This is a genomic window from Streptomyces sp. SAS_272 (assembly GCF_052543235.1).
The window spans coordinates 30,474-56,793 of the sequence record NZ_JBMNDR010000028.1; the positions used below are offsets into that span (position 1 = coordinate 30,474).

Consider the following 26,320-nt stretch of genomic DNA (forward strand, 5'->3'; position numbering starts at 1 on the left):
TCCACACCTACGTTTTCATCCAAGTCGCTGTTCCTGACAGAGTGGGACGTACACAGATCACTGCTGTTGGAGAGGCCCATTCGATGTCCGACCCCGTGCGGGACGCGTCCTTCGATCACTTCGGTGCGGACGGCATGCGGCAATTCCAGATCCCTGGGGCGTTCGGCATCCGGCTGCCTCAAGCCGCTCGCGAACACCTGGAGGGCGTAGGCGTCCCGCTGAACGCGGCGCCCTACTTCCGGGCAGCCGCGCCAGCCGATGGAGCCACGCTGGGGCTCTTCGCCAGCCATCACGATCTCCCACGGCCGCCGGCTCAGATGGCCAACTGGCTCCGGATCGGCACCGACGGGCTGGCCCATCTCTGCGTGCGTCCCGACGGAGCTGTGCAGGCGGTGTTCCTCGGCGACTACGGCGAGGACGACATGCTCGTGTCATCGAGCCTCGTCCAGCTCACCTCAGCGCTCACCATCCTGGACAGAAGGCTGCCGGTGATCGCAGCCTCAACAGGACTATCCGTCGCCGCGGCCGCTTTCCGAGAACTCAACGCCGAGTTGCGGCACAACGACGAGCTGGCCTTCCAAGAGCGCGAGAGCTGGTGGCCGCGGATCCTGGACGACGTACGGCACACGCTGAACTTCCCGTTCTCCTCGGCCTTCGAATACGTCGACGACGTCGGAAACAAGCAGATCGCCACCGATGCCACCGGCCCAGGGCGCGCTCATCCGGAGGAACTGCTCTGGGAGCGACTGAAGGCGCAGGGCATTGCACCCGGACAGGTCCGCCGCGTGTACTGCGAGCTCGAGCCATGCATGATGCCGGGCCACTACTGCGCAGTCTGGCTGCACCACGTCTTCCCGCAAGCCGAGTTCACCCACAGCTTCGACTACGGATCCGACGCCGCCTCCCGAGAAGAAGGCCTGAAAGAGCTGATCACTCAAGCCGCCCGGCAGTCTCGGTCGTGACGAGCACACGATGGGACAGGCCCTCCGCGGGGAGGGAACCGGCAGCCGCCGCTCTGCTGGCCTGGCTGGCCGATCCTGCCGCCCCCCGCATGTGTCTGGTCACAGGTAGCACAGGCTGCGGCAAATCAGCCCTGCTGGCCTGGCTGGTGGCGCACGGCGTGCGCCCCGGAACGCCCCAGGAACGGCGCATACACGCGGTTGCACCGCTGCAGGGCCTCGGCACCCGGGGCGCCGTGTGGAGCCTGGCCGATCAACTGGGCGTAGTCGCCCGGGCCCCTGCCGAACTGGTGGCAGCACTGGCCGCCGACCACCGGCCCATCACGATCGTGCTTTCAGACCTGCAAGACGCTGCGGACGCCTTGACGCTCGCCGACATGGCCGGCTTCCTGGCCCGCCTGGAGCACGTGCGCATCATCGTCGAAGCCACCGCCTCGAGCCCTGCGGCCGCACACCTTGCGGACCAGGCACCGGCGGTCATGAACCTCGACCACGACCAGTGGACCGATTCCGAGCGGCTCGCCTCCTGGCGCGCCGCACATAACGAGCCTGCACCCCTCCTTCCGCTGGACGCGGCGCCCGCCATCCACCTGGACGAGCCCGAGGAAGTCTGCACTGCCGACCCCATGACGGTCACCGCCCGCTACGAAAGCAGCGACGGCGACCATGGGGGACTGCGCACTGCCTGGCTGCGCGCCGGCCAGTCCCTCCAGCGCGAGCGGCGGCCAGCAGCCAGGGCCCTGACCCTGCTTTCCGCCCTCGGCGACGTTGCCGACCCGCGGCTGAAACAGAGCCTTGCAGCACTGGCCGACGACACAGGCTGGAGCCTGCTCTGGAACCGGGTCACCGGCGACATCCGCCCGCCCTGGCCCGGGCCAGCGCTCGCCCTCGCAGCCGGACACGAGGCGCTCGCCGGCACCCTGCTGGCAGGAGACCACCGGGGCGTCGTAAGGATCATCAGCGCGGACAGCGCCAGCGCTTCAGGCCGCCTTCCCCATCCCTTCGCCTCGGCACAGTCACTGGCGGCCCTGCCGGACGGAACCGTGCTCGCGCTGGACACCCATGGGCGGCTGTCCTGGCAGCACAGCGCCGCCGTACGTAAGCCCTCCGGTCTCAGCGCACTCCTCGACGACGGTCCCACCCCCGTCGAGCAGCTCATCGACACCATGAATCACCACCTGGCACAGGTCGCCGCCAGTGCGCTGACCGCCACGGCCCACCTGCTGGCGGCCGCGGACGACTCCGGCGCCGTCCACGCTGCCACTCTGCACCGGCCAACGGCCCGCCCGCAGACAACAGCCCTCCATGAAGGACCCGTCACCGCGCTTGCCGCCTTGGACCTCGACGTCGTGGAAGACGGCACGCCCGTTTCTCTGCTGTACAGCGGCGGGGCTGACGGACGCGTCCGTGCCTGGTCACCCGGCCGCACAGCCCTGACCACCCCCGTGATGCAGCGGCCAGTCCCTGTCACAGCGCTGGCCGCCGCGCACACCGACAACGGGCCGGTACTGGCCGTCGGCTGGGCGGACGGCCTCGTCGAACACCACACCTGGAACCCGGGCACGGTGCGCACCTTCAGCCCGGGACCACCCGTGCGTTCACTCGCAGCAACTGCGAACGGAGACCTCGTCGTGGGCTGCGACGACATGGTCGCCTGCCTGCGCCCTTGCTGACACCCGCACGGGGCCGGATCTGTTCGCCTGCAACTTGACGATCTCTTACTTTGCCTGAACTCTTGCCCAGTTGACGTCTCAACGGGGGAACGGTACGTGGGTAAGAAGCTGCCCGACGAACTCGTCGAAGTCCTCGACCTCGTCGGTGTCCAATGGCCCAACATCGACGAAGACGAGGTCCGCGACGGCGCCAAGGACTACCGCCATCTGGCCGAAGGCCTCCGCGACGTCATCAACGAGGGCAACACGGCCTGCTCCCACATCGTCGCCGGACGCAGCAAAGGCAAGACCGTCGACGCTATCGACCGCCGCTGGGGCAAACTCACCAGCAAAGACCTCGCCACCTTCATCAAAGCCCTCGACGAGCTCGCCGACGCCCTCGAGGACTGCGCCGGCTTCATCGAAGGCTGCAAGATCGCCTGCATCGCCGAACTCTCCGCCACCGCAGCCACCGCCACCGTCGGCGTCATCGGCATGTTCTTCACCGCCGGCCTCAGCGGCCTGCTCAGCGCCGCAGCCATCGCCGCTTGCCGCATCGCCCTGCACGAAGCCATCGACTACGCCATCGACCAGATCACCTCGATCGTCACCGAAAGGATCGAGGCAAAGATCCTCGGCAAGATCGAAGACCTCTTCACCGGCCAGCTCGACGCACACGACGACAACGACCTCGCCCGCTACACCGTCGGCAGCGCAGACATGGCCTACGACCTGGCCATCGAGTTCGACGAGTTCGAGAAAGCCTCCGGCGGCTACGACGAGACCAAACGCAACTTCGACACCAAGAAGAAGACCCACAACACCGGAGGCGGAAAACGGCGCAGCTCCGTCAAGAAGGACAGCCGCTTCCACAAACTGGCCACCGTCATGGACAAGGCCGAGGATGCCGTCGACAAGAAAGCCGACGAGACCATCCACGTCCTGGAAAAGCACGGCGGCAAGATCGACGACAGCAAGAAAGAGCACAAGAAAACCGACGAAAAGACCAAACGCGACATCGACGGCTGTGTCGACGTCCGCACCTACCTGCTCAGCACCGACGGCACCGTCCAACGCCTCGACCCCGACGGCCAACTCCACCACCTCGACAACACCGACAAAGATCGACTGGACGGCATCCTCGACAACGGCAAAGCCTGGCGCCCCCAGACACGACGCGACCAAGCCGACACCGCCGTGCCCAACACCCACACCGGCAAGGTCAGCTCCACCAAAGTCGACCCCTACACCGACGAACTCGGCCAAGCCACCCAGCTCGCCCGCTACGCCCGCTACGACTACAGCGGAAACAACTACGCCGCCGGCCGCTACATCGACCCCGACGGCAACGGCGAAAGCATCCTCGTCGGCTACAGCGAGAAGAGCATGCACTCCGAAAGATCCATTGGCTATCCGCTCCTGCACAACGGGAAACAGTCAGGCCTCAAAGAAGTCTTCACCGAGCGAGAGCCCTGCCAGCTAAAACCCAGCTGCGAGCGCTGGCTCGACCGCCACTTCCCCCAGGCCAAGACCGTCCACCACACCAACGACTACGATCAGACGGTCCCACGCCACCGCCGGGACACAGAACACCAGCAATACATGGAAGAGCTCCGCAAAGCACACGGCCGCTAACATTGGCCTCCCGTCCCAGGCACGCAACACAAAGGTCCCAGAATGAGCTTCGCTGTCACGCCGGACGAACTCCTCAGCACGTTCGGCCTGTCGGGCGTCGTGCACTTCCCCCGATACGAGTCCCCCGACAACCGACTCGACACACGGACGGCCGACTTCCTCAGCTGCGTCGGCCTCCCGCACGACGAGACGTTCAAGTCCAAGGCCAGTGTCGGTCAAGAAGAGTCGATCCTGCTGACCGAATGGTTTCGACCCGAGGACGGAACCCTGCCCGAGGAATGTCACTCATGGCTCATCCTCGGCTACTTCGCAGCCTCCGTCATCGCCCTCGATCCACCCACCGGCAAGGTGTACGCATTCGGCGAAGGCGAACCCCTGAACACCTACACACACCTCCACCGAGACGTCGAATCCCTCGTATATGCCCTCAACCTGCTGAAGCGTTTCGACGAACGCGAACGAAGCGACGCCGACATCGAGGAGCAGGCGGAGCAACTCCGTGCACGGATTCAAGACTTCGACGCGACGCCCTTCGAGCACGATCAGTCGCAATGGAATCTCATAATCGACGAGATCATCGAAGGAATCTGGTAAGCCGAGAGCGGCTGTTGTTCCTTCGATCTCCTAACACTCCAACTGCAGATCGTGATCTTGCTAGTGTGACTGAGCACTTCAGATGGCGGGCCTCGCCGACTGAACAGCTCGATGTGAGCCGTCCTTCGGTCCTGCGCCCCGTGACGGCTGCCACGTAGGCGTGCGCGGTGCCGACGAAGACGCCGAACCCAGCAGCGAGCTGGGCGAGAGTGTCGTGCTGCCGCAGGTACACCAGGCCGACCAGGGCACGCTGGTGCGGCGGGAGCTTGCAGCGGCGGTCACCCTCGCGGGTGACGATGAGCATGGTGACCCACTCGACAAGGGCATGAGGCAGATCGAGTGCGGCAGAATACGGAACCAACGCGGCTCCTGTGCCTGTGGGTTGAGACTTCGAAAATCTCCCCCAACGGCACGGGAGCCTCGTGCGTTGCGCACACCGCCGGCATCACCCGATCCATACCGTTCGTCGTGGGCCGTTCCGGTCATTCGTAGGATCGGAGCACCCAGGGGTGCTGGGTATGGCTGTCACCCGATAGCCGATGATGTGGCTTCCACTGATTGGCCGCCCGGCACCCCGCGACGACTCGGCCGCTAATTGGGATACGCGAACTGAATCGCTCGTATGGATGCGTCGGCGAGGTCGTCTGCTGGGACACAACACCACGTCGGAGGAGGATCGGTGCCGGAATTGTGGGCCGGGACGGACGCGGGGAAGGCCGAGCACCACTGCACGGTCATCGACGCCAACGGGACGACGCTGCTGTCGCGGCGTGTGCCGAACAGCGAGACTGAACTGCTCGAACTCCTTGGTGACGTATTGGGGATAGCCGACGGCAGCCCGGTCACCTGGGCCGTCGACCTGAACGCCGGCGGGGCCTCCTTGTGGATCGCGCTGCTGCTCAGCCACGGCCAGAAGCTGCTCTACATCCCCGGCCGGACCGTGCACCACGCCTCAGCGGCCTACCGGGGCAGCGGGAAGACGGACGCCAAGGACGCGTTCATCATCGCCGATACCGCCCGCATGCGCCGCGACCTGCAGTCTCTGCAGGAGCTCGGTGAGATCGCAGTAGACCTGCGGATTCTGACCGCGCGCCGGATCGACCTCGCGGCCGACCGCACTCGCGCAATCAACCGCCTCCGCGCGCAGCTGCTGGAGTACTTCCCCGCCCTGGAGCGTGCCTTCGATCTGAGCACCTCCAAGAGCGCACTGATTCTGCTGGCCGGCTACCAAACCCCGGCAGCCCTGCGAAGGATCGGCCGGTCGCGGCTCACCACCTGGTTGAAGAACCACGGCGTGCGCACCAGCATCGCTGCCAGGAGCACGGCCGAGGCCGCGGTGACCGCCGGAGAAGCCCAGTTCACCGTCGTTCCCGGGGAACGGACCTGCGCGCGGATGGTCCAGACGCTGGCCGCGGCGGTGACGGCCCTCGACGAGGAAATCTCGGAGCTCGAAGCCCAGATCGAGGCCCGGTTCCGGGAGCATCCCGACGCAGAGGTGATCACCAGCATGCCCGGCATCGGCATGACGCTGGGAGCCGAGTTCATCGCCGCTACCGGTGGAGACATGTCTGTGTTCGGTAGCTCCGACCGGCTCGCCGGTGTGGCCGGCCTGGCCCCGGTCCCCCGTGACTCGGGCAAGGTCAGCGGTAACCTCCACAGGCCCCGGCGCTACAGCAGGCGACTGCTGCGAATGTTCTATCTCTCTGCCCAGGTCGCCACCGTGTACTGCCCTGAATCGAAGCGGTACTACCAGCGCAAACGCGCGGAGGGAAAGTCCCACAAGCAAGCCGTCCTGGCACTCGCCCGGCGCCGCTTGAACGTGCTCTGGGCCCTCCTGCGCGACCACAAGCTCTTCGAGACCGCTGCGGCCCGCGCAGGCGCGACAGCGATATGACCCGACCACAGTGGGTCGCTACCGCCGCTTGACAACATCATTGGGAATCAGTGGCCACTCTGAAACAGCTCACGGTCTCAGATATGAGGATCACGATCTACAACAGGAGTATTACCTTAGATGCAGCATGTCGCCGGATATACGCGCCGTTGCCATAGTCTCACCCTTTTGGCCAGATATCTCGAATGCGTCATCCCAGACATCACCACCGACAAATCGGAGGCATCCACCACCGATATGAACGACGACCGGGTTCTGCCCCGCCATCACATAGTACGGACGAGTTGAATCACTGGACAGATTGACATCCATCGCCCCGTACTACCGCCTGGATGGATGTCGAATCGTCGGCTGGCCAAAGGAAGAATCCGAAATCATCGCCGGGAGGCACGTCTGCCTCGGTTGGCAGATCGCCCCCTTCTTTAATTACTAGAATTTCAGGCGCGATTTCGCCAATCGACCGAGAGAAGATCACTACCGGCAATGCTTCGGCCATTACGGCCGATGCGATTTCAGGCACGAGATCTCGCCGGGAGGCCCACTGAACGTTTACGTCAAGATATGCCGTAACCAAGGAGTATGGTCGAACAGATCTGGCAATTATCGAGAAATCCCCATCGGAAATTAGATGCCATCGGTAGCCATAGCATCCTTCCGCCCAGCGCTCAAGGATTGCAGTTGCGCCTCGCGATAGCTTGATGCCGTGCGCCACCTCCTCCCAGAATTTTCCATCTGCTGGCCGGTAGACCACCGTTGTTGCGTCCCGCTCTTCTTCGCCGCAAGACACAGAAACCAAATGCAACCCCAGACGTTTCACCTCTTCCAGACAGTGCACCGCCTCCGGTTGGATCTCTACCGAGATGTAGAAGTCAGTCTCAACCGTCACTCGCAGGGCATCTCCACTTTCCAAAGTGCAAGAAATCAAACCATGTCGGAGCATCCTCCTAAACAGCCTGAGGGCAGTGCGCCGCTCAACAGAGCGGCCCTCGTAAATGACACCAAGCCAGGGCGGCTGCGGCTCGTTGAGAACTAGGTTTCTCAACTTAAATCTGTCCGCCTGTATCGCGTCGGCTAGAGATTCCACGGCGGAGATGTACAAATCCTCCACTCGCTGATACTCAGCAGCCGTCAGCACTTCGCCATTGAAAGACTTGCCGATATCTCCAAAGGAACTCCAGTCAGCAATCCGACCACTACGCCTGGACTCGTCATACTTGGAGACGAGGAAACAAAGGGTCATTTGCGAAGCCGTTTCAGTCCACCGAACTCGTCTAGCTCGTAGGAACCGCTCCGTAGTGTACTACTGGTTGTCTGGAGCGACTCAGCGGTAGGACCGGCCTTGTAAAGGCCGCCCCCGTGTCCAGTCATATCTTGAGTCACGTACCTCTCCGACGCCGGCGCCTTCTTGTTCACCCAAATCTTCGCCGCCCCTCGACCTGCCGACCTAACCTTGGTCTCCGTGTAACCAAGGCGATCAAGCACCTGGTTGGACTGAGCCCTGGTTAGAATCGGCCCTTCGCAGCCACGGTTGTGAACGAGTACCGGAGTCTCGCCCGCCAGTACATAGTACGTGTGGAGGTCGTCGACCGTGAGATTCCACCGATTGGCGGTACCTGGTGTGGGGTGTGAGGAGACTACGTATGCATGATGGTTGGTCGCCGTGTTGAGAACGTCGCCACGGTGGAGCTTTCCGGCGGGCACCCACGAATGAGTGGACTCATCCCAGAAAGGGTGGTTGGCGGTGGTGTGGAGAGTGGCTTCTTTACCATCCTCTCCAAGAATAGTGAGATCAAGCAGGTCGGTGTCGTGGTTGATCAGAACGTGTTGAACCGTTCGAGCGCCTACATGCTTTCCTGATTTTTGGTCGGCTGCTTCAACCTTGTCGCCAACGTCGATCTTCCCAATAGGTTTAGTCTCGCCATCCTCTAGGAGTACCGGCGTATCTGGCGAGAAGCTGCACTCCAACCCCCGGGAACTGACGGCCCCCCTTCCGAATCCCGCCCCTTCGCCAGCTCCGATCCTTATGCCTTCGCCAGCACCCAAAGCGGCGACAAATTCGTCGCCTATCTCGATCGACCGTTCCCAGATACGAGCGTCTGCCTCGCACTCTGATGCGTTGGTTTTGCAGTAGGTCGCAGCAATTTCTTTTGCTCCGGCTACATCGTCCGGGTGATGGAGGTAGTAGTTGTAGGCATGATTGCAGGCGAGGCGGCCATAGCAGACGGTTTCTGGCTTACCGAATATGTTTGTTTGAGGGGACCAATAGCCGCCGGCGGTGGCTGAGAGCTTATTGCTTCCAAAAGCGTAGTATGAGCTTCCCACCCGCCTTGCGTCATTCGACGAAAGGGTGGTCTTTTCGACCCAGGCATCGTGAACAGAGGATGCGCTGGGGGCGCGGAGGCCGCCATCTCCGCGTTTGCGGGCCGCGTCACGGTTCTTGACGGTGTGGACTCCGCCCTTGCCGCCGCTGTCGACATAGCCGCCGCCATCTCCTTCGAAGATCTTGCGGCCGTCGGGGTCCGAATAGGAGATGGGGTTGTTGCCTGCGTATGCGTAGCCGGTGAGTTGTTGGTCGTCGGTAGGTAGGAAGAGGGGGTCGAGGCTGATGAAGCGGCCGAGGGTTGGGTCGTATTGGCGTACGCCGAGTTGGGTGAGGCCGGTGTTGGTGTTGTCGGGGGCGTTGAGGAAGCCGCGGTTGTCGGGCCAGTTGACGGTGGTTCCGCGGGTTCCGCCGTAGGGGGTGAATTGGCGCCAGGTGGGGGTCTGTGCGGTGGAGTCGAGGTACAGGCTGCTGGTGCCGTGAGGGTCGCTGATCTGGAACTTGTAGTTGGTGCCGGTTCCGGTGCGGATCACGGTGCCGCCGCCGGGCAGCGGCAGGTAGCGGACGCCGGTGGTGGTGGTTCCGGTGAGGGTGAGCTGTTCGCCGGGGAGGTACAGGGTGGTGCTGTTGGGGTCGCTCTGGAGCAGGACGTTGCCGTCAGCGTCGTAGATGTAGCTGGTGGTGCCGCTCTTGGCGCCGCTGACCTGGGTGAGTTGTCCGGCGTCGTTCCAGTTCAGGGTCTGGTTGCCGGACGCGATGGTGTTGCGGGTGGTGGTGTTGCCGGCCTTGTCGTAGGTGTAGCTGGTGGCTGCGGTGCTTGCTCCGCTGGCCTGGGTGGAGGCCAGGGCGTGGGGCTGGAGGGTGCCGTTGCCGTTGTAGTCGTAGGTGTAGTTGGTGGTGGTGTCGCTGGCGCCGGTGGTGGAGTGCTCGATTTGACGCTGGCGCTGGCCGAGGTCGTCGACGTCCCAGCTGGTCCAGTAGGCGGTTCCTCCGGCGAGTAGGTCGCCGACTTGGGCGTGGGAGCTGGTGGTGGGGGTGGTGGTGCAGTCGTCGGTGGCGGTCCAGGCTTGGTTGAGCCGGTTGAGTTCGTCGTATTGGTAGCACTGGGTTTCGGGGGCCGTGGTGGCGCCCATGCGGGTGGTGACCTGTTTGGTGGTGTTGCCTGCGGGATTGTGGGTGTAGTTCTGCTCGTCGACCTTGGAGGTGGGGGTGGTGGTGGAGCGGGTCACCAACTGGTCGGTCAGGGCGCCGGTGTGGGGGTCGTAGGTGTTGGTGAGGTAGGCCAGGTTGGTGCTCATGCCCAGGGTCTCCTGCAGTACCTGGCCGTAGGCGCTGTAGGTGGTGTTCTGGGCGTAGCCGTAGGAGAGAGTGCCCAGTCCGTTGGGCAGGTCCAGGGCGGTGGAGTAGCCGTGGCTGGCGATTTCGTTGGGCAGGCCGCCGCCGAGGGGGTAGTTGTCGGTGTAGAGCAGGCCGGTGTCGGCGCTGTAGGTGTGGCGGAAGGTGTAGGTCTTGCCGCCCAGTGCACCGTGTACGGCCGGGATGGTGATGGACTGGCCGAGCGATTCGCCGAAGGCGTTGAAGGCGAGTTGCTGGGTGGTGTAGGTGTTGCCGGAGTTGTAGGAGGTGGCGGTGGTGGTCCGGCCGATCGGGTTGGTCACGCCCGAGACGGTGTTGTCGTTGTCGTAGGTCCAGGCGGCGGTCTGGTTGCCGCTCGCGCCCGGAGCCTGGGCTGCGACCGTGGAGGCGTATTGACCGGTTTTCCGGTTCAGCACGTCGTAGGTGTAGGAGACGCTCTTGTTGCGGGCGTCGGTGGTCTGGGTGAGGTTGCCGACCGCGTCGTAGACCATGCTGCTGGTGCCGGCGTCCGGGTCGGTCTTGGACGTGGCGCGGCCGAGCAGGTCGTAGACGGTGGTCCAGGTGCTGCCCTTGGAGGTGACGGTGTTCTGTTTGCCGTGCCCGTCGTAGCCGTAGGCGATGGCGTTGGCGGTGCCGCCGGTGACGGAGAAGGCGCCGGTGAACGTGTTGAGCGGAACGGTCAGAGTGGGGCGGGTGCTGTAGGCGTCGATCTCGCTTGTGCGGCCGAGAGGGTCGGTGCGGGTGGTTTTGACCGTGGCTCCGGTCGGCGGGATGACGGTGGTGGCGTCTCCGCTGTAGACGGTGGTGGTCTTCTGTTTGAGCACCGAGTACTGCTGGGAGTCGTCCACGACGACACGGCCCAGTCCGTCAAAGGTGTAGCGGTCCTGACTGGGGATCTGGGAGTCCTGCACAGAAGCCGTTGTCAGGGCGGGTAGGGCGTTCGGGTCCCAGTAGGGGTTGTTGCTCTTCCACATCCAGCCGTGGGAGTCGTAGAACGATTCGGTGATCAGTCTGCCGCCCTGCGGAGTCGGCGTCTGGGTCTGCCGCGGCCGGCCAAGCGAGTCGATGAGCGCGTGCGAGGTGACGTAGCCCAGGCTGTCGTTCAGTGTCTGGGTGGTGGTGCCGGACTGTCCGGTGGGGGTGACGGTGTAGGTGTACTTGGCGTCGGCCGGGGCGGTGGTGAGCCGGTTGTGCTGCCACACGGCGGTGGTGCGTCCGAGCGCGTCGTAGCGGACCGTGTCAGTGATGCCGTTGGGGTCAGTGGTGGTGAGGATGAGCCCTCGGGTGGGGTCCGAAGTGGTCCTGGCAGTATGGCCCTTCGCGTTGGTGATCGTCGTGCCGGTGGTCAGCCCGACGCTGTCCACGGTGTAGCCCGCGATGGTTTTGTTGCCGCCTGCGTCGTAGCTGTCGGAGGGGCGGCCGTAGGTGTCGTAGGTGGCACGGCTCTGGGTCTGCCAGGTGAACGCGCCGCCGCTGAAGCCCGAGGCCTGCCGGGTCATCGTGATCTCGCCCTCGGTGGGGGCGGCGGTCTGCGGGAAGGCGGTGGCGAAGCTGGTGTCGTCGTAGTACGTCCTGGTCGCGGAGACCACTTGGTCCGGGCGGGAGACGCTGCTGGGCGTGTTAAGGGTATTAAGGGTTTTCGGCACGGTGGCCGGGGTGTTCGGGCTGAAGCCGGCGCAGGCGACCGAGTCGGTCTCCTGTGCGGCTTGGAAGCCGACCAGGTTGGCGCTCGTGTTGGCCTTGGCGTAGGTGATGGCGGTGCACTGGTCGTATGCGGGGTCGGCTGGCACCGTGTGGGTGTAGCTGTAGGTCAGCAGTCCGAAGTTGTCGTCTGCGGGGGTGGCGTCGTAGGTGTTGTCGGTCTGCGTGACGCGCCAGGTGGTGTTGCCGGTGCTGGTGACAGCCTGGCGGGACCATGTCTCGGCGACGTCGGTGGTGCGGGCGGTCAGAGCCGGCAGGCCGGTACGGGCGCGGGTGGCGGTGGCGGCGGAGATCCAGTACGAGGTCACCGTGGAGTTGTCTATGCTGCCGCCGACGCCGGTGTAGTCGGTGGTCTCCAGCTCGTTGCCCGCGAGCTGGTCGCTGTCGGGGTGCACGCCGCCTTGGGAGTCGGTGACGTTCACCGAGCGGCGGCTCGAGGAGGACAGCCAGTCGTCGTCCATGCCTCGGTAGTAGGAGGTGACCGTCTTGGCCTGCGGGTCGTTGGAGCCGTCGCCGGTGCGGGTTTCCACGCTGGCGTAGCCGCGGAACTGGCCCCAGGTGCGGTACTTGGCTTTGACGACTTCGTTGTCGTCGTGGTGCCAGGCGGCGCCGCCGTTGTAGGTGTAGTTGGTGCGCACGGCCGGCGCGCCGCCGGTGCTGTCGGTCTCCAGGACCTGGGTGACGGCGTACTTTGCGAACCAGTCGGTGATCGGGTTGAGGTAGTCCTTGGGGGTCCAGGAGACCGGGTAGCAGGACTTGGTGTTGGTTTTGGGGTCCGCGGTTGCCACGTAGCCGGCGGTGCAGGCGTCCGGAAGGTCGTAGCTGATGGTGGTCAGGCCGCCGAGCTCGTTGGTGATGCCGGAGATGCGGTAGCGGTACAGGCCGGGGAAGTTGGCGGTGTCGACCCGGTTTTTCAGGTCGATACCGGCGAAGGTCACGTCCGGCATGCTGATCGGGGAGGCGGAGCCGCCTGCGGTGGTGTCGTCGCCTTCGCGGGTGATCGATGAGAGCCACAGGGTGGGCGAGGTTCCGTCCCCGGTGGCCGGCTCGCTCTGGTGCAGGGTGTAGGTGTCGATCGCCTGGTATTTGGCGGTCGCCACGCTGTACTGCTGCACCTTGATCGAGGCGAGGCGGACGGTGGAGAAGAACGACGGTGACTGTGCGGTGCAGGTAGCCCCCGAGGCGCAGACCAGGTCGTAGGGCACGTCCGGGTACTGGGCGGCGGCGGTGCTGGCCGACAGTGGGGCGCATGTGGTCAGGGTGCAGCGTGCGGCGGTGGTGAAGGCGATCTGGTTGGGGACGGTGCCGTAGGCGCCGCCGTCGCGGAAGCCGTAGTCGATCCGCGTCAGGGAGGAGTCGCGGATGTAGGAGACGTTGCGGGCGCCGTTCTGCTGGCCGTAGTAGTTGGTGTCCTGGGCGTAGTAGTAGGCCATGGCGTTGGCGTGGGCGTCCACGACGTAGTCCAGGTGCCACTTGTAGGCCATGGTGCATACCGAGTCGGTGAACCCGGTCGAGTGGTAGCAGGGGTCGCCGGAGTGGGCGGAGTAGACGGGGACGCTGTCCACCGACTTGGTCGTGGCCTTGCCGGAGGTCCAGCCGGGCAGTTGGTTCTTGCCGAAGTAGTACTGGGTGCCGTCTCGTTCGGTGACGATCCAGTAGTCGGTGTTGTAGGTGCCCGAGCCGTTGTTGGTGTTCGTCGTGTGGGTGACGGTGGCGCCGCTGCCGTCGGCGAGTCTCCATGCGCCGTCGGCGTCGTTCTTGATGATGGAGGTGGACGAGCCGTTCAGGGACAGGGTCAGGATCGGTCCGTCGTAGCACTTGTCACCGGTGGAGACCGGAGAGGCGCTGCCTTTTGGATCGTCCGAGCAGGAGGTGAAGCTCTGTTCGATGTACGGGTCGGGTGTGGCCCAGCCGTCGCCCACCCAGGAAGCCTGTGCCTGGGTGGAGGAGGTCTGTCCGTCCACCGAGCCGGAGTCGTAGTTCAGGCCCACCGCCGGCTTCAGCAGTCCTGACGAGGGTGCCAGCGCGATGGGGTAGCTGTAGGTGAAGGAGCCGGACGAGCCGCCGCCCGTCCATGAGCCGGACGGGGCCAGCGTGGTCGCCGCGTAGCTGCCCGCTGATCCACTGTCCGAGGCGGCGGTCGCGGTAGCCGCCAGCACCATCGGTTCGGCGCCGCCCGCTGCACCGGTCACGGCTGAGTAGGAGGCGGGCCGGGCGGTTGCGTGGCCGGAGGCTGACGTCTTTGAGGGAGAGGCCTTCGGCTGGGAGCCCTGCAGGGTCAGCGTGGTTGCCAGCTCGTGGGTTGCGGGGTCCTGCTCGGTGGCGAGTGGAGTTTGGGTGCGGCAGGCAACCCGTTGCGGGGTGGTCAGTGCGCAGGCAGGAAGCTTGACGAGGTGCAGGCGGTCGGCGTAGTTGGCACCGTAGGCTTGCGCAAACGCACTGTAGTCCAGGCCAAGTTGGACGTTGCCTCGGCCGCCGGCTGCTGGTTGGGCGGTGAGGACGACGCCGGCCACGCCGAGCTTGGCGGCGTCCTGGCGGGGCAGGACGCGCACCGATACGTGGTCCGGTCCCTGGTAGGAGCCCTTGGCGGGTGTTATCGCGCGGGCCCACACCGGTGTGCCGGCAACCGGTGCCTTCGCTCCTTGTTTCGCACCGGCGTGCGGGGCCGCAAGTGTGGCCGTGCCGGAGCTGGCGGTCGGCCAGTGGGCTTTCGCGGGGTGGAACGGCGTTTTGGTCTGGTCCTTGACCGTCAGCTTGCGCGGGGCGAGTGTCTTCACCCCCTTCACTGACGGGGTCTGCTGGACCGCCGGGGCTCCGGCTCGGTCCGCGGTCTGCGCGGCTGCGGGGACCGCGGTCGGCGAGGCCAACGCCAGGGCCACCAGGACGTCGACGATGCGTCTCCGGGCGCCGAGATGGCGTGCGTTGTGTGCAAGCCAAGCTGTCCTGGCCATGATCGATCCCCCCACTTGCCCCGTATGCAGGCACGACGGCGCACCGCGGTTTGATCAAACCGCGGTTGCGCGGGCGACTATCGCAGAAGCAGCGAGCGACGGGACAGTGATCAATTCCGACAACTCTCCACAATCAGATGCCAAGAATTCACAAAATCTTACTCTCGTTTCGGACATGGTGATCCATCTCGCCAGCAATCAGCTCTGCCAACCGAGCCGAAAAGCCTGTGCACTTAGGCGCCGACCGGCATGGCCGATCCGGTCCGAGCAGACATGGGGGTACCTGACGGTGAGATCCACCCTGCGCAGCAGGTTGCTGAGCGCGGCGCTGGCTGCCGCGCTCAGCACGCTGTCGATCGCCGGCGGCGCGGCGGCCGCCCGCGCCGATGACACGCCTGAGGCTTCGTCACCGCAGCTGCCGCTGGACGAGGCGCGGGCTTCGGCTCAGGCGCAGGCGTCCGGCAAGACGGTGGCCGTAGCGACGGCGACCACGCCGACGGTGTCGGAGGTGGCCAATCCGGACGGCACGTTCACCATGACGCAGGCGGTCGCGCCGGTGCGCAAGTACGCCTCCGGCACTTGGAAGCCGCTGGACTCCACGTTGGTCCAGCGCTCCGACAACACGGTCGCCCCGGTACTTGCCACTGCGGATCTGGCCTTGTCGGGGGGTGGGGAGGGACCTTTGGCCGTCATGAAGGACCGTGGCCGGTCCCTGTCTCTGGCGGCGCCGGCATCGATCGGCAAGCTGCCCAGCCCGACCCTGGACGGCTCGAGCGCCACCTACCGTGACGTACTGGACGGGGTGGACCTGAAGGTCACGGCGGACGCCCAGGGCGGCTTCTCCGAGGTCTTCGTCGTCAAGAACTCGGCAGCGGCAGCCGACCCGGCCCTGACGACGCTGGTCTTCCCCGCCGAGACGAAGAACGCGACGCTCGCCGTCGACAAGGTGGGCAACATCGCTGTCAGGGACACCGCGCAGCGCACCGTGTTCTCCGCACCCGCCCCGCTGATGTGGGACTCCGCCCTCGCCAAAGCAGTAGTGGGCCCGACTGCATTGTCCGCCGCAAAGGCCGCAGCCTCGGATACCGACGAGCCGGGCGCGGGCGCGCACATCGCGCCGGTCGCCGCCGCCTACGCCTCCGGCGGCATCCGCCTGACCCCGGATGCGGGGCTGCTCTCGTCGCCTTCCACGGTGTACCCGGTCTACATCGACCCCACCTACAGTGCCGCGGGCGGCGCAGTGAGCAGCTGGACGTGGGTCAACTCCGCGTACCCGAACACGAGCTTCTGGAAGGACACCAGTTCCACCGGGCTTCATGTGGGCTACGAGGGCTGGGAGACGCCTTATCACAAGTCCCGGGCGTACGCGAAGTTCTCTGTGGACAGTCGGCTCTTCAAGGCCCATGTCATCGATTCGCATTTCTACGCCACCGAGACCTACGCCCCCTCGTGCACCGCGACTCCGGTGGAGTTGTGGCAGACGGATCCGATCGACTCCGGCACCACCTGGAACGACCAGCCGGCCTGGAAGGCCCAGTGGGGCACGAAAAGTGTGGCGTACGGCTACTCATCCTCGTGCCCGGCGAAGTCGCTCGGCTTCGACATCACCTCACGCATGCAGGGCGTGGCCAACGACGCCAAGCTGAGCAGCCTGACACTGGGCCTGCAGGCCGGTGACGAGCTGGACAAGTACGGCTGGAAAAAGTTCGACCACGCCACCCTTTCGATGTCCACCACCTACAATCACCAGCCCGACAAACCCACATCGCTGGTCACTTCGCCGGCCACCACCTGCACCAGCACCATCAAGACCACCGGTGACGGCGACGTAACCCTGTACGCGAAGGTCGCCGACCCCGACGGCGGCACTCTGTCCACCACCTTTAACGTCACCAAGACGTCCGGCGGCGCACAGATCGCCAAGTCGACCGTCCTCGCTGCGTCCGGGAAGAGCGCAACCTCCATCTTGAAGAAGGCGGTGCTCGAGGCAGCTGCCGGCGGCTCAGTCCTTGGCGTGTCATGGAACGTGACCACCTCCGACGGCACTTATTCTTCGGCCGCCTCGACCACCTGCAAATTCCAGTTCGACCCCAACCGGCCCGGTGCCCCGACCATCGCCGACGCCTCCACGTACAGCTGCGGCGACGAAGGCAGCTCGGTTACGTACCAGGTCGGCAGTCCGGCCAGCTTCACCCTGGCGCCCAACGCCTTGGGCTCGAGCACGGCCAGCTACCTCTACCAGGTCAACGGTGCCACCCCTGTCTCCCTGGCCAGCACCGGATCCAGCACCACCATCAGCGTCACCCCCACCCGGGGCACGAACGTGCTGACCGTCACCGCGGTCTCGGCCGGCGGCAACATCGGCGACACCGCGAACTGCATTCTGACCGCCGCCCCCGCGGCCACCGCCGATGACGGCGACGTGACCGGCGACGGCATCCCCGACCTGACCGCCGTGGGCGCCCAGGCAGGCCTGTCCAGCGGACTGTGGCTGGCCCACGGCACCATCGACGGACAACTCACGACCAGCGCCACCAACCTGGGCGCACAGGGCACCGGGGTCAACTCGACCGGCTCGCCCGCCGACTGGAACGGCACCCAGGCCATCAGCGGCCACTTCAACACCGGTGCCGGCTTCAACGACGTCTTGGACTATGACCCCGTCACCGGTCGCGGAACGGTGCTTTACGGCAGCGGCGACGGCTCGGCCCTCGCAGCCGACAGTGGCACCCATGCCACCGTCAACTCCACCGCTTTCACCAACAGCGGCGGAGCCAAGGCCACCAATATCGCTAGCGGCGGAAACCTCTACCGCACCGTGTACGACGAACCCGCCACCGTCTACTACCCCGACCTTCTCATGATCGTGGACGGGCAGCTTGTGGACGAGCCCGGCCTCACCTCTGCAGGCACTTTCCTCGGCGTCGACAACGCGATGCCGCTGAGCGGCACCAATCCCACCGGCTCCGGTGACTGGACCGGCTGGAGCATCACGAGCAGCCTCATCGACGGGCTGCCCGCACTGTTCGCCCGCAACGCCGTCACCGGCGCGCTGTACTACTACACCCCCCAGCAGTTGCAAGACCTCGCCATGGGTAACTCGGTGACACCGCAGCAGGTCGCGAGCAGCGGCTACAGCACGGCAGCACTGCCGGTTCTGCAGGCCGCTGACGTGAACGACGACGGCACTGTGGACCTGCGCACCGTCTCCGCCAGCGGCGTCATCACCGCGCGGATCTTCAACGCGGCGGCAGGGACCCTCACCGCGCAGACGGCGCAGGCCCTAATCGCCCCCAGCCACGCCTGGCCGCTCGCCGACGGCACGGACGGCACCGCTGCCAGCGCAGCCGATACCGCAGGCGGGGTGAACTTCACCGGCAACGGCACGGGCACCACCTGGGACACCGACGACGTCTTCTCCTCCAGCCTGGCCCTCAACGGCACCGGCGCCATGACCTCGAACGCTGCGCTGTCGACCTCGAGCGCCTTCACTCTCTCGGCCTGGGTCAACCCCTCGACCTTGGGCGGCGTCATCGCCTCCCAGGACGGCGTGCACAACTCCGGATTCTTCCTCTATCCCCAGGCCAACCGGGAATGGGCGTTCTGCCTGGCCACCTCAGATGCCACCCGCAGCTACGACTGCATCTCCGGCGGCAGCGCGATCACCGGCCAGTGGACCCACCTGACCGCCACCTACGACCCCACGACCAAAGCCACGACGCTCTACATGGACGACCGCGCGGTGGCCCGCGGCTCCCACACCGCCGTCTCCGGCTTCACCGGCAAGTTCACCCTGGGCAACATCCTCGCCAACGACACGCGCACCTCGTACTTCAAGGGCAACCTCGCCGACGTCAAGGTATGGAACGGCGCCGCACTGAGCGCCGTCCAGGTCGCCACGATGGCCAACGTCACTCTTCCCAAGGCTCCGTACACCTTCGCCGATGTCACCGATGCCGACGGCGACGACAAGGCCGACCTGGTCGCCGCCGACGCCACCGGCAGCCTGTGGCTCTACCCCGGCAACGGCAACGGCGGCTGGTCCAGCGCCGCCACCTACATCGGCTCCGGCCTGTCCACCCACACCTTCGCCGGCATCGGCGACTTCAACAGCGACGGCTACGCCGACACCGTCGCCATGACACCCGCAGGCACCCTGCGCCTGCTCCCCGGCGATGTCGGACACGACCTGCTCACACCCGTCAGCAACTTCCCCAGCAGCTGGAGCGGCTACGCCTTCGCCGGCGTCGCCGACTTCAACCGCGACGGCAAAGCCGACGTGATCGGCCGCCACCCCGACGGCACCCTGAGCCTGTTCCCCGGCACCGGCACAGGCGCCAGCCTGGGGACCACCGTGCAGATCGGCACCGGCTGGAGCAGCTTCGCCTTCGCCGGCGTCGCCGACCTCAACGGCGACGCCAAACCCGACGTCATCGTCCGCGACACCACCGGCACCCTATGGCTGTACCCAGGCAACGGCAGCAACGGCTTCGGCACCCGCAGCCAGATCGGCACCGGCTGGAACGGCTACACCTTCGCCGGCATCGGCGACTTCAACAGCGACGGCACCCCCGACGTCATCGCCCGCGACGACGCCACCGGCATCCTGTGGCTCTACCCCCGCACCGCCGCCGCTTTCGGCACCCGCCAACAGATCGGCAGCGGCTGGTAGACCAACCCACTAACCTCCCGGGGCTGTCGGAATCACCATGCCCGACAGCCCCGACCCCCTACCCCGGGCTTTTCCTGTCTTGCACCCCCTGCACCGTCCTCACTTCAGGACACCTAACACGCCCGGCATCGACAAGGGATGCACGAGCCACCCAAGGGAATGGAAACTCTCGAACACGATGAGCATCAACATCGACCGTTACGCACCGCACAGAGCGACGAGAGCAGTCTGCGCAGCTGCGCTACTCGTGTGCGCGCCCGTGGCGTGCGCCAGCACCTCCACGGATGGGGCAGTGACCACCGACACCTCTGAGGCATCCTCAGCAGCTGTGGCCAAGGCTGCCACGAACGCCGCCGGCATCACGTCGCTCCACTACCGCCTCAGCGGGACGGTGCCGGCGAAAGGCCGCTTGACGGCCGACGCATCCATGACCGCGCAACCGCTGGCCATGAGCATGGACCTCAACACAGCGGCCTCCCAGGGCAGGGGCGGCCAACTGCGGATCCTGTTCACCGACAAGACCATGTACGTCGGCGGCAGCGCAATCCACTCCGAGAAACTGAAAGGCAAACACTGGCTGAGCGCTGCGCCTGCCGTCTGGGGACATGGCGCAGCGGACAACCAGTCCTACGGCGTGCTTCCCAGTCAACTGCAGGCAAACCCGGCCTCGCTGTCCACGCTCCTCAACGGATCCAAAGACCTGCGAGCGGTCGGAACCGAGACAGTCGACGGCGTCCCGACTGCGCACTACAAAGGAACGGTCAACTACGACGCCCTGAGCGGTGAACGCCTCGATCAATTCATGCAACTGGAAGTGTCAGACCAGCTCACCATGGACCTGTGGATCGACAGCAAGGACCGGGTAAAACAGTTCCGACTGCAAGCCGAGCACCACGACGACCCGCCCACCGCCAGCGCCGCAGACACGCCACTCGACCTCACCGTCACCTTCCTCGACATCAACCAGCCCACCACTATCAAAGCCCCACCGGCCGACGACACCGCCCCTCTCGCAGCTGACACGCAACACTGAACGCCGCCCAACAACCGCAACGAAGCGACCGCACGTGCGCAGTGTCATCGCCAGTGATTCCCCGACGAGCACCCCCAGCGCTGCCATCTGCGACGACGCCAACTCCTCCAGCTTCTGTCCTGGCTCGGTTCCGTCACTGCCGCGCCGGATCCGGGCGGACGCCAGCTCGGGCGAGACCTTGTCCAGCCTCCGATGGGACGACCGCCCAGCGCATCGCACGGCCACGTCGTCGATACGGGCGAGCAGCCGGCGGGCCGCCGCCGTCGAGCCAGCAGTCTCCAGGGCAACACGTGTCGAGGAGTACACCGAGTCGTTCCAGCACGTGCAGGGGCATATCCGCGATCCACTCGCCGACCGCCAGCAGGGCACGGCATTCGGTACCGGGCACGCAGTCAGCGTGAGCACGACGGCCAGGGCACGGCGCGCTCCGCGCGGATCCAGGCCGACAGCGGACTACTCGCGCAGCCGGTCAAGAACAGGCGGACTCAGGGATGATGCGCCAGCAGGCACGATCTTCCAGGCGAGTCACGGGGCATCCAGGTTGGGGCGTGTGCCTGCCTTTCACCCAGCAGGCGCTCGGGAACACTGGTGCTAAGGCAACCGTCGCTGGAACACGGAAGGGTCACTGGTGCTCGGATGAGACGTGCCGTCGGGAGAGTGCCAGCCTGCGTTGTTCTCGATCGATCTCGGTGACTACGACCGTGACCTCCTCGCCGATCTGGACGGCATCCGACGGAGTTTGCACGGACGTCCAGGTGCGCTCTCGCAGGTGAACCAGTCCCTCGACTCCGTCCGCGACCCGGACAAAGAAGCCGAACGGAACCAGCTTTGTGACCCGCCCGCGCAGTTTCTGCCCCACCGCGATGGCGGCGGCGAACGCCTGGAAGGGGTCCGGCTGCGTCGCCCGCAAGGACAGTCTGGCCTCCAGGTTCCATGTGTCGAACTGAAGGAACTCGCACGAGACCCGCTGGCCGACCCGTACCACGTCGGAGGCGACTGCGAAGCGCCAGGAGAGTTCGGGGACCGTGATGAACCCGACGCCTGGGAAGACCGGGTGGTCGGGGCCGTTGTCCAGCGCTACGAATACGCCGAAGTACTCGATCGCTGTGACGGTGCCTGAAAGGAGCTCACCGTAGTGCAGTGATTCCAGGAACGCCCAGAGTTCTGGGTTCTCCGGCTGTCCACCCATCATCCTCCCAGCCTTGCACGAGGAGCTGCGCTGGACGGGAGGCCCAGTCAGGCTGCGGCCTTGAGGAGACGTCTGCCTAGCGGACGCGGACGAGACCGCCGGTCGACGGCCCGGACGTATCCGTCGGGGGCCGGACAGGACTCTGTATGAAGACCGCCCTCCGATCAGTCGGCCAGCCCCTGAAGGGCCCGCGATCTCAACGGCAGCAGGAGCGGGTCAGGTCACGAGGAGCGCCGGAAGACGGTCACCGAACCGACGGCGCCGGGGCCGAACCTGCCACGAACGCGGTCGATGGCCGCTTCGGCCACCGGCCGGACTTCACGCCCGTCATCGAGGCTGATCTGCCGTGCAACCTGGTAGGCGTCAACCGGGCTCCGCTGCGGAGGGTATGGGGAAAGGCGGTCAGGCGTCGGGGTCTACCTCGTGGTGCGTGTACCGCATGGGCTTGCCCAGCGACCGGGCGTAGGCGATTTCGGCTCGGTGCTGTCCCCAATGTAGTCGTCGACTACGAGTACCTCATCAACGAGCCTGATCTTCGCTCGGTGCAGATCGTCGAGTCGCACCTTCAGCGCCTCGGCCTCGACACGATCGGACCAAAGTTCCTGCAGCGACTTCATGCCGCAACCCGGCTTGACGACAATCTTTCCGGCCTTGGTCTCCCGCAGATCGGCCTCGGTCATCTCGGTCATGAAACGGCAACGACTATGTGCAGAGCTATCTGCAGCAGGCCCTCGCCACCGGTCTCGGCTTGGACGTCACCTTCATCTTCTCCGAGCTGACCCTGGTCCCGACCGTTCCCGCAATGGCCAACTTGGTCCCGCTCTTCGAGGCCTCCCGCGCTGAGGCCCTCACGGCCGCCGAGTCCCGTGCTAGGGAACTGTTGATGCACCTGGCCGCATAGCACCACCGCGTCCCGCGCACCAACAGAGCCGGTCACGCTGGACCGTAGGGTTGCGCGCCGCGAGGCGCGGCCGTCTTGACCACCTTCGGATGTCATCGCATCCCGGCAGGGTGAACCGCGTCCGCAGACGCCGAAGCGGCGCGCTACCCCTCTCGGGGGTAGCCCGCCACCGAAAGGGTAGCGTCGGCAAGTGGTTGCGGCGCGGCGCCCACCGGCCTGTTGTTGGGCGGGTCAGTGGCGGCCGCCGCGGCGGTGGCCCCAGGACTCGTCGTCGACGAAGCGGCCGCGGTCGTCGCGCAGGGTGGCGGTGTCGTGGTCGTTGTTCCACACGTAGGCGCGGCGGCCCTGGTAGAGGTCGGTGCGGGTGTCGCGGCCCACACCGGTGTGGACGCGGACGGTGGCGCGGCCGGCCAGGCGGTAGTGGTCGAAGGTGTAGCGGTGGCCGGACTCGTCGCGCAGGACCCAGCCGTCGAGGTTGACCGTGTTGCGGGTGGTGTTGGTGAGTTCCACCCACTCCTTGTTCAGCGAGCGGTTGGAGCGGTCGTCGCGTCCCGGGGAGTCGTACTGGACGGCGGAGATCTCCACCTTCGCGCGGGCCGGGCGGGCGTGGTCGGCGGCGGTGGCCGGCAGCGCCGCCACCGAGACCAGGGCCCCTGCGGCGAGCGCGGCGGCAGCCAGACGACGGGCGGTGACGGAAGCAGAAGCGGACAAGAGTCCCCCAGATGGTGCGGGCACCCCTCGCAGGCGGCCTTCGCGGCTGCCACGGGCGGGTGCGGTGTGCGGGTGGCGGCCGGGCCGGCCGCGCACTCACACTCTGTCCACCTCGTGCTGGAGTTGAGAGGGAAACATGGCTTGTGTTACCTGTTGCCCATATTCCTGTGACTCTTGGCTGTATTCTCCATCTATGACGATGGTGCACGAGGTTGACGGAGTGACAGCTCCTGCCTCCTTGCGGGCGCTGGCCGAGGCCTTGGGTTCGCCACGCCACGCCACCCCGGCACTGTGCGGGCCGTCACCCGAAAGTGAGTAACGCCCCAAGACGCCAGCGGTGCGAGTCGGGAGCGAGTCTCCTGTACCCCGAGATCCTGTGGCTCCTGGAGCTTCGTGATCTCCAGATGCATGGTGGCCAAGGCCCTGGGCGCGGCTTACGCAGAACCGGACCGCCCGACGCCGTTGCGCGGCCGAGCCGAGCCCGCCGCCGCGGGGGCAGGCTGGTGGGTAATGCCGTAGTCGCGGGCGAAGCGGTTGGCCTCGAGCGCCGAGCCGGACATCTTATGCAGCCAGAACCCGTACGCCGCCGACTCCATCTGCTCCTGCGACAGGTGCAGAACATGCCGGTTCACCCCTGTCTCACGCCGGGCCGCACGCACCCGCTCCGCCAGGCCGTCGGCGGGCGGCACCCGAAGCCGGCCGTCGAGGGCGACGAACAGGGCAGCGCCGTCATCTGCGAGGGGATCAGTTCCACCCGATGCATGCCTGGTTCAGGCTCATCTTGCGCGGGCTCTGGACACAAGTGGCTGTAGAGGAGGAGGTCGCGGCCGTACGGGGTCGGGCGGGCGGCCCATCGCACGGCACGACCTTCCCACGCCGATAGCTCGGCGCGGTCCTCCCGGCCGGCCAACTCCACAAGGCCCCGCGCGGCAAGGTTGAACACGCGCTGCTTGACCGGGTGAAGGTCCCCGTCCAGGGCCCAACCGTGGCCGGCCGCCTCCTGCCGCTCGGCCACTACTGCCAGCATCGTGACGGCGCTGTCCCCATACGTCATCCGCAACCCCCGGTCTCAGGGCCGCACGTCTGGATCGTCGGCCCCCACCGATGCAACAGGCGGCGCAGCGCCGAGGTCACTTCTACCTCCTACCCGCGCCGAAGTTGTCTTCGATCGGCAGGCCTACTGGAGCCCCGCGCCGGATCACGGTGTGGTGACGAGCAGAAGGTCGGTGGGCGCCGGCACTGCCAGATTGGCGGGTCGAGGGGGCCCACGTCCCCTCCTTCCCGTCCGCTTGCCCCACCAGGCTCATCGCATGGAATCAGGTGCTTCGACCAAGCAGGCCAGGGCAGCCGCCCAGCTACGCAAGGGCGTCCTGGGGTACTGCGTACTCGCCTGCGGGACCGCCCCCGCTACGACTGAACTCCTCCGCGCCTTGGAGGACTTCGGCACCCTGGCCGCAGCCAGGGCACCGTCGACCCGCTGCTCCCCGGCTCCGCCGCGACGACCTGGGCACCACCACCTGGCAGGAATCCACTTCGGGGTTGCCTCGTCGCTACTGAGTGCGCTCACCGACAGCCGGCCGGCCAGCACTGCGAGGGCGAATGCTTGACACCGCCCGGAACATGTTCATGTCTGGCACCCGGCTGTCGGGTCAGAGGGTGGGGATCGCGAATTCGACCCACATCGGGTAGTGGTCGGAGATGTGCCACGACAACTCGGTCAGGGTGAAATCGCCCTGTAGTTCAGGCACGAAGTCCACGTGGCCGCCGGCGCCGGCTTCTAAGGTCAGCACCGGCCGCCGTTTCTGACCCTTGGTGAACCAGGCGATCTGGTCGTAGAAATGCTCCGCTCCAAGGTCGTCGAAGACGGTCCGCGGAAGTCCCGCCAGCTGCGGGGCGGGGACCAGGCCGGTGGAGGTGAAGGCCTTGAACAGCGGGTCGTCGGCGCGGTCGATGTTGAAGTCTCCGAGCGCGATGAGGTTGTGGTCCCAGCCGAACTCCCGCTCCGCCCAGTCGGCCAGCCAGTTCGCGATCGCCTGCAGTTCCGGAACCCGCTCGTCAGCGTCCTTTCCGTAAAGGACGTGGAGGGTGACCAGGGTGAACGTCTGGCCGCGTGAGAGGAAGCTGACTGCATACGGGGTACGGGCGAACTGGCGGTCCAGTCCGCCCGCCGACAGGCCCGCGTCCTTCTCGAGGGGCACCACCAGCTCGCAGGCCAGCCCGGACGGTTTGACCCGCCGGGTATCGAACAGGAACGCCAGCCGTTCGTCGTTGCCGTCCTTGCCTTCGGTCACGTCGGTGAGGATGAACGCCCAGTCCTCGCCCAGCACCTTCATCAGGTGCCGCAGGGCCCTCAGGTTCCCGCGCACCTCCTGCACCGCGACCACGTCGAACCGGCGCACCACCGCGGCGATCAGGTGCACGTCGGTGAAGTTCCGCTTCGGCGAGGCGCCCTCAGGGCTCGTCCACGCCTTGGTCAGGCCGGAGAATGCCCGCAGGTTCCAGGTCGCGATCCGCAGACTCGTCCCATGGCTGGGTGGCACCAGCGCATCGAGGGCTTCCTCCCAGCGCGAGAGCCGCGCGGCAATCCGCTGCGGCGGTGCCAAAACATCAGGTTCCGTCGGCACATCGGCCTCCCCGTCACAGCTGCCAATGCACCGAGAGTCGGATGACTCGAGGTACCAAGCAATAGCCCATTGCGGTGGCCGCGCTTCTGCTGGCGGGCCTCGCAAGCAGAAGCGCTCGGTATCATCTG

Annotated in this window: 14 protein-coding genes and 3 pseudogenes; 9 read left to right on the forward strand and 8 right to left on the reverse strand. The window is 66.0% G+C overall.

All coding sequences use genetic code 11. From position 1 onward, the window contains the following. Positions 1-83 precede the first annotated feature (83 nt). The 4 genes from ACN6LD_RS17890 to ACN6LD_RS17905 all read left to right on the forward strand — a co-directional run bounded on the left by ACN6LD_RS17890 (position 84) and on the right by ACN6LD_RS17905 (position 4,840). The gene (locus ACN6LD_RS17890; RefSeq protein ID WP_445043701.1) at positions 84-962 is read left to right on the forward strand and encodes a nucleic acid/nucleotide deaminase domain-containing protein; all 879 of its coding nucleotides are present in this window, start codon (positions 84-86) and stop codon (positions 960-962) included. Beyond that, the gene (locus ACN6LD_RS17895) at positions 959-2,632 is read left to right on the forward strand and encodes a hypothetical protein (RefSeq protein ID WP_445043702.1); all 1,674 of its coding nucleotides are present in this window, start codon (positions 959-961) and stop codon (positions 2,630-2,632) included. The genes ACN6LD_RS17890 and ACN6LD_RS17895 overlap by 4 nt, the downstream gene beginning before the upstream one ends. Before the next feature lie 96 nt (positions 2,633-2,728). Further along, entirely contained in the window at positions 2,729-4,246 is a 1,518-nt protein-coding gene (locus ACN6LD_RS17900; RefSeq protein WP_445043703.1) for a nucleic acid/nucleotide deaminase domain-containing protein, read from the forward strand. A 42-nt stretch (positions 4,247-4,288) separates the two neighbouring features. Continuing rightward, positions 4,289-4,840 carry an SUKH-4 family immunity protein gene (locus ACN6LD_RS17905; RefSeq protein ID WP_445043704.1) on the forward strand — a complete coding sequence of 184 codons (552 nt, stop codon included), beginning with the start codon at positions 4,289-4,291 and terminating at the stop codon, positions 4,838-4,840. Between the two features lie 124 nt (positions 4,841-4,964). Here the strand turns inward: ACN6LD_RS17905 and ACN6LD_RS17910 are convergent. Further along, positions 4,965-5,201: pseudogene (locus ACN6LD_RS17910) on the reverse strand (helix-turn-helix domain-containing protein); the annotation flags it as partial. Between the two features lie 318 nt (positions 5,202-5,519). Here ACN6LD_RS17910 and ACN6LD_RS17915 point away from each other — a divergent pair. Then, complete coding sequence (locus ACN6LD_RS17915) at positions 5,520-6,734, forward strand: IS110 family RNA-guided transposase (protein ID WP_445043705.1); 1,215 nt, start codon at positions 5,520-5,522, stop codon at positions 6,732-6,734. A 289-nt stretch (positions 6,735-7,023) separates the two neighbouring features. Here the strand turns inward: ACN6LD_RS17915 and ACN6LD_RS17920 are convergent, their stop codons facing one another. Both ACN6LD_RS17920 and ACN6LD_RS17925 read right to left on the reverse strand, forming a co-directional pair. Next, positions 7,024-7,974, reverse strand: coding sequence for a hypothetical protein (locus ACN6LD_RS17920; protein ID WP_445043706.1), 951 nt, complete (start codon positions 7,972-7,974; stop codon positions 7,024-7,026). Next, positions 7,971-15,062, reverse strand: coding sequence for a polymorphic toxin-type HINT domain-containing protein (locus ACN6LD_RS17925; protein WP_445043707.1), 7,092 nt, complete (start codon positions 15,060-15,062; stop codon positions 7,971-7,973). The genes ACN6LD_RS17920 and ACN6LD_RS17925 overlap by 4 nt, the downstream gene beginning before the upstream one ends. A 289-nt stretch (positions 15,063-15,351) precedes the next feature. Here ACN6LD_RS17925 and ACN6LD_RS17930 point away from each other — a divergent pair, with 289 nt between their 5' ends. Both ACN6LD_RS17930 and ACN6LD_RS17935 read left to right on the forward strand, forming a co-directional pair. Next, complete coding sequence (locus ACN6LD_RS17930; RefSeq protein ID WP_445043708.1) at positions 15,352-19,734, forward strand: FG-GAP-like repeat-containing protein; 4,383 nt, start codon at positions 15,352-15,354, stop codon at positions 19,732-19,734. A gap of 292 nt (positions 19,735-20,026) precedes the next feature. Further along, positions 20,027-20,767 (forward strand): LppX_LprAFG lipoprotein, encoded by a 741-nt coding sequence (locus ACN6LD_RS17935; RefSeq protein ID WP_445043709.1) that lies wholly within the window; start codon positions 20,027-20,029, stop codon positions 20,765-20,767. Between the two features lie 622 nt (positions 20,768-21,389). Here the strand turns inward: ACN6LD_RS17935 and ACN6LD_RS17940 are convergent. Then, positions 21,390-21,959, reverse strand: a complete 570-nt coding sequence (locus tag ACN6LD_RS17940; protein ID WP_445043710.1) for a S1 RNA-binding domain-containing protein — start codon at positions 21,957-21,959, stop codon at positions 21,390-21,392. A gap of 399 nt (positions 21,960-22,358) precedes the next feature. After that, positions 22,359-22,651 (reverse strand): annotated as a pseudogene (locus ACN6LD_RS17945) (hypothetical protein); the annotation flags it as partial. Between the two features lie 11 nt (positions 22,652-22,662). Between ACN6LD_RS17945 and ACN6LD_RS17950 the strand changes: the two are divergent. Beyond that, positions 22,663-22,857 carry a hypothetical protein gene (locus ACN6LD_RS17950; protein ID WP_445043711.1) on the forward strand — a complete coding sequence of 65 codons (195 nt, stop codon included), beginning with the start codon at positions 22,663-22,665 and terminating at the stop codon, positions 22,855-22,857. 231 nt (positions 22,858-23,088) lie between these two features. Here the strand turns inward: ACN6LD_RS17950 and ACN6LD_RS17955 are convergent, their stop codons facing one another. Together ACN6LD_RS17955 and ACN6LD_RS17960 are read right to left on the reverse strand one after the other, a co-directional pair. Continuing rightward, positions 23,089-23,568 (reverse strand): lamin tail domain-containing protein, encoded by a 480-nt coding sequence (locus tag ACN6LD_RS17955; RefSeq protein WP_445043712.1) that lies wholly within the window; start codon positions 23,566-23,568, stop codon positions 23,089-23,091. Positions 23,569-24,002: 434 nt separating this feature from the next. Beyond that, positions 24,003-24,200: a DUF6417 family protein gene (locus ACN6LD_RS17960; RefSeq protein WP_445043713.1), complete on the reverse strand. Its 198-nt coding sequence runs from the start codon at positions 24,198-24,200 to the stop codon at positions 24,003-24,005. A 678-nt stretch (positions 24,201-24,878) separates the two neighbouring features. On the opposite strand from ACN6LD_RS17960, the pseudogene ACN6LD_RS17965 reads away from it, so the two are divergent. Next, positions 24,879-25,122 (forward strand): annotated as a pseudogene (locus ACN6LD_RS17965) (PadR family transcriptional regulator); the annotation flags it as partial. 95 nt (positions 25,123-25,217) lie between these two features. Here the strand turns inward: ACN6LD_RS17965 and ACN6LD_RS17970 are convergent. Continuing rightward, the gene (locus tag ACN6LD_RS17970; protein WP_445043714.1) at positions 25,218-26,108 is read right to left on the reverse strand and encodes an endonuclease/exonuclease/phosphatase family protein; all 891 of its coding nucleotides are present in this window, start codon (positions 26,106-26,108) and stop codon (positions 25,218-25,220) included. Between the last annotated feature and the right edge of the window lie 212 nt (positions 26,109-26,320).

What these genes read in the sequence shown, in the direction of transcription:
- ACN6LD_RS17940 (WP_445043710.1), bottom strand. Translation starts at nt 21,959, where the DNA reads ATGATGGGTGGACAGCCGGAGAACCCAGAACTCTGGGCGTTCCTGGAA.
- ACN6LD_RS17920 (WP_445043706.1), bottom strand. Translation starts at nt 7,974, where the DNA reads ATGACCCTTTGTTTCCTCGTCTCCAAGTATGACGAGTCCAGGCGTAGT.
- ACN6LD_RS17905 (WP_445043704.1), top strand. Translation starts at nt 4,289, where the DNA reads ATGAGCTTCGCTGTCACGCCGGACGAACTCCTCAGCACGTTCGGCCTG.
- ACN6LD_RS17890 (WP_445043701.1), top strand. Translation starts at nt 84, where the DNA reads ATGTCCGACCCCGTGCGGGACGCGTCCTTCGATCACTTCGGTGCGGAC.
- ACN6LD_RS17925 (WP_445043707.1), bottom strand. Translation starts at nt 15,062, where the DNA reads ATGGCCAGGACAGCTTGGCTTGCACACAACGCACGCCATCTCGGCGCC.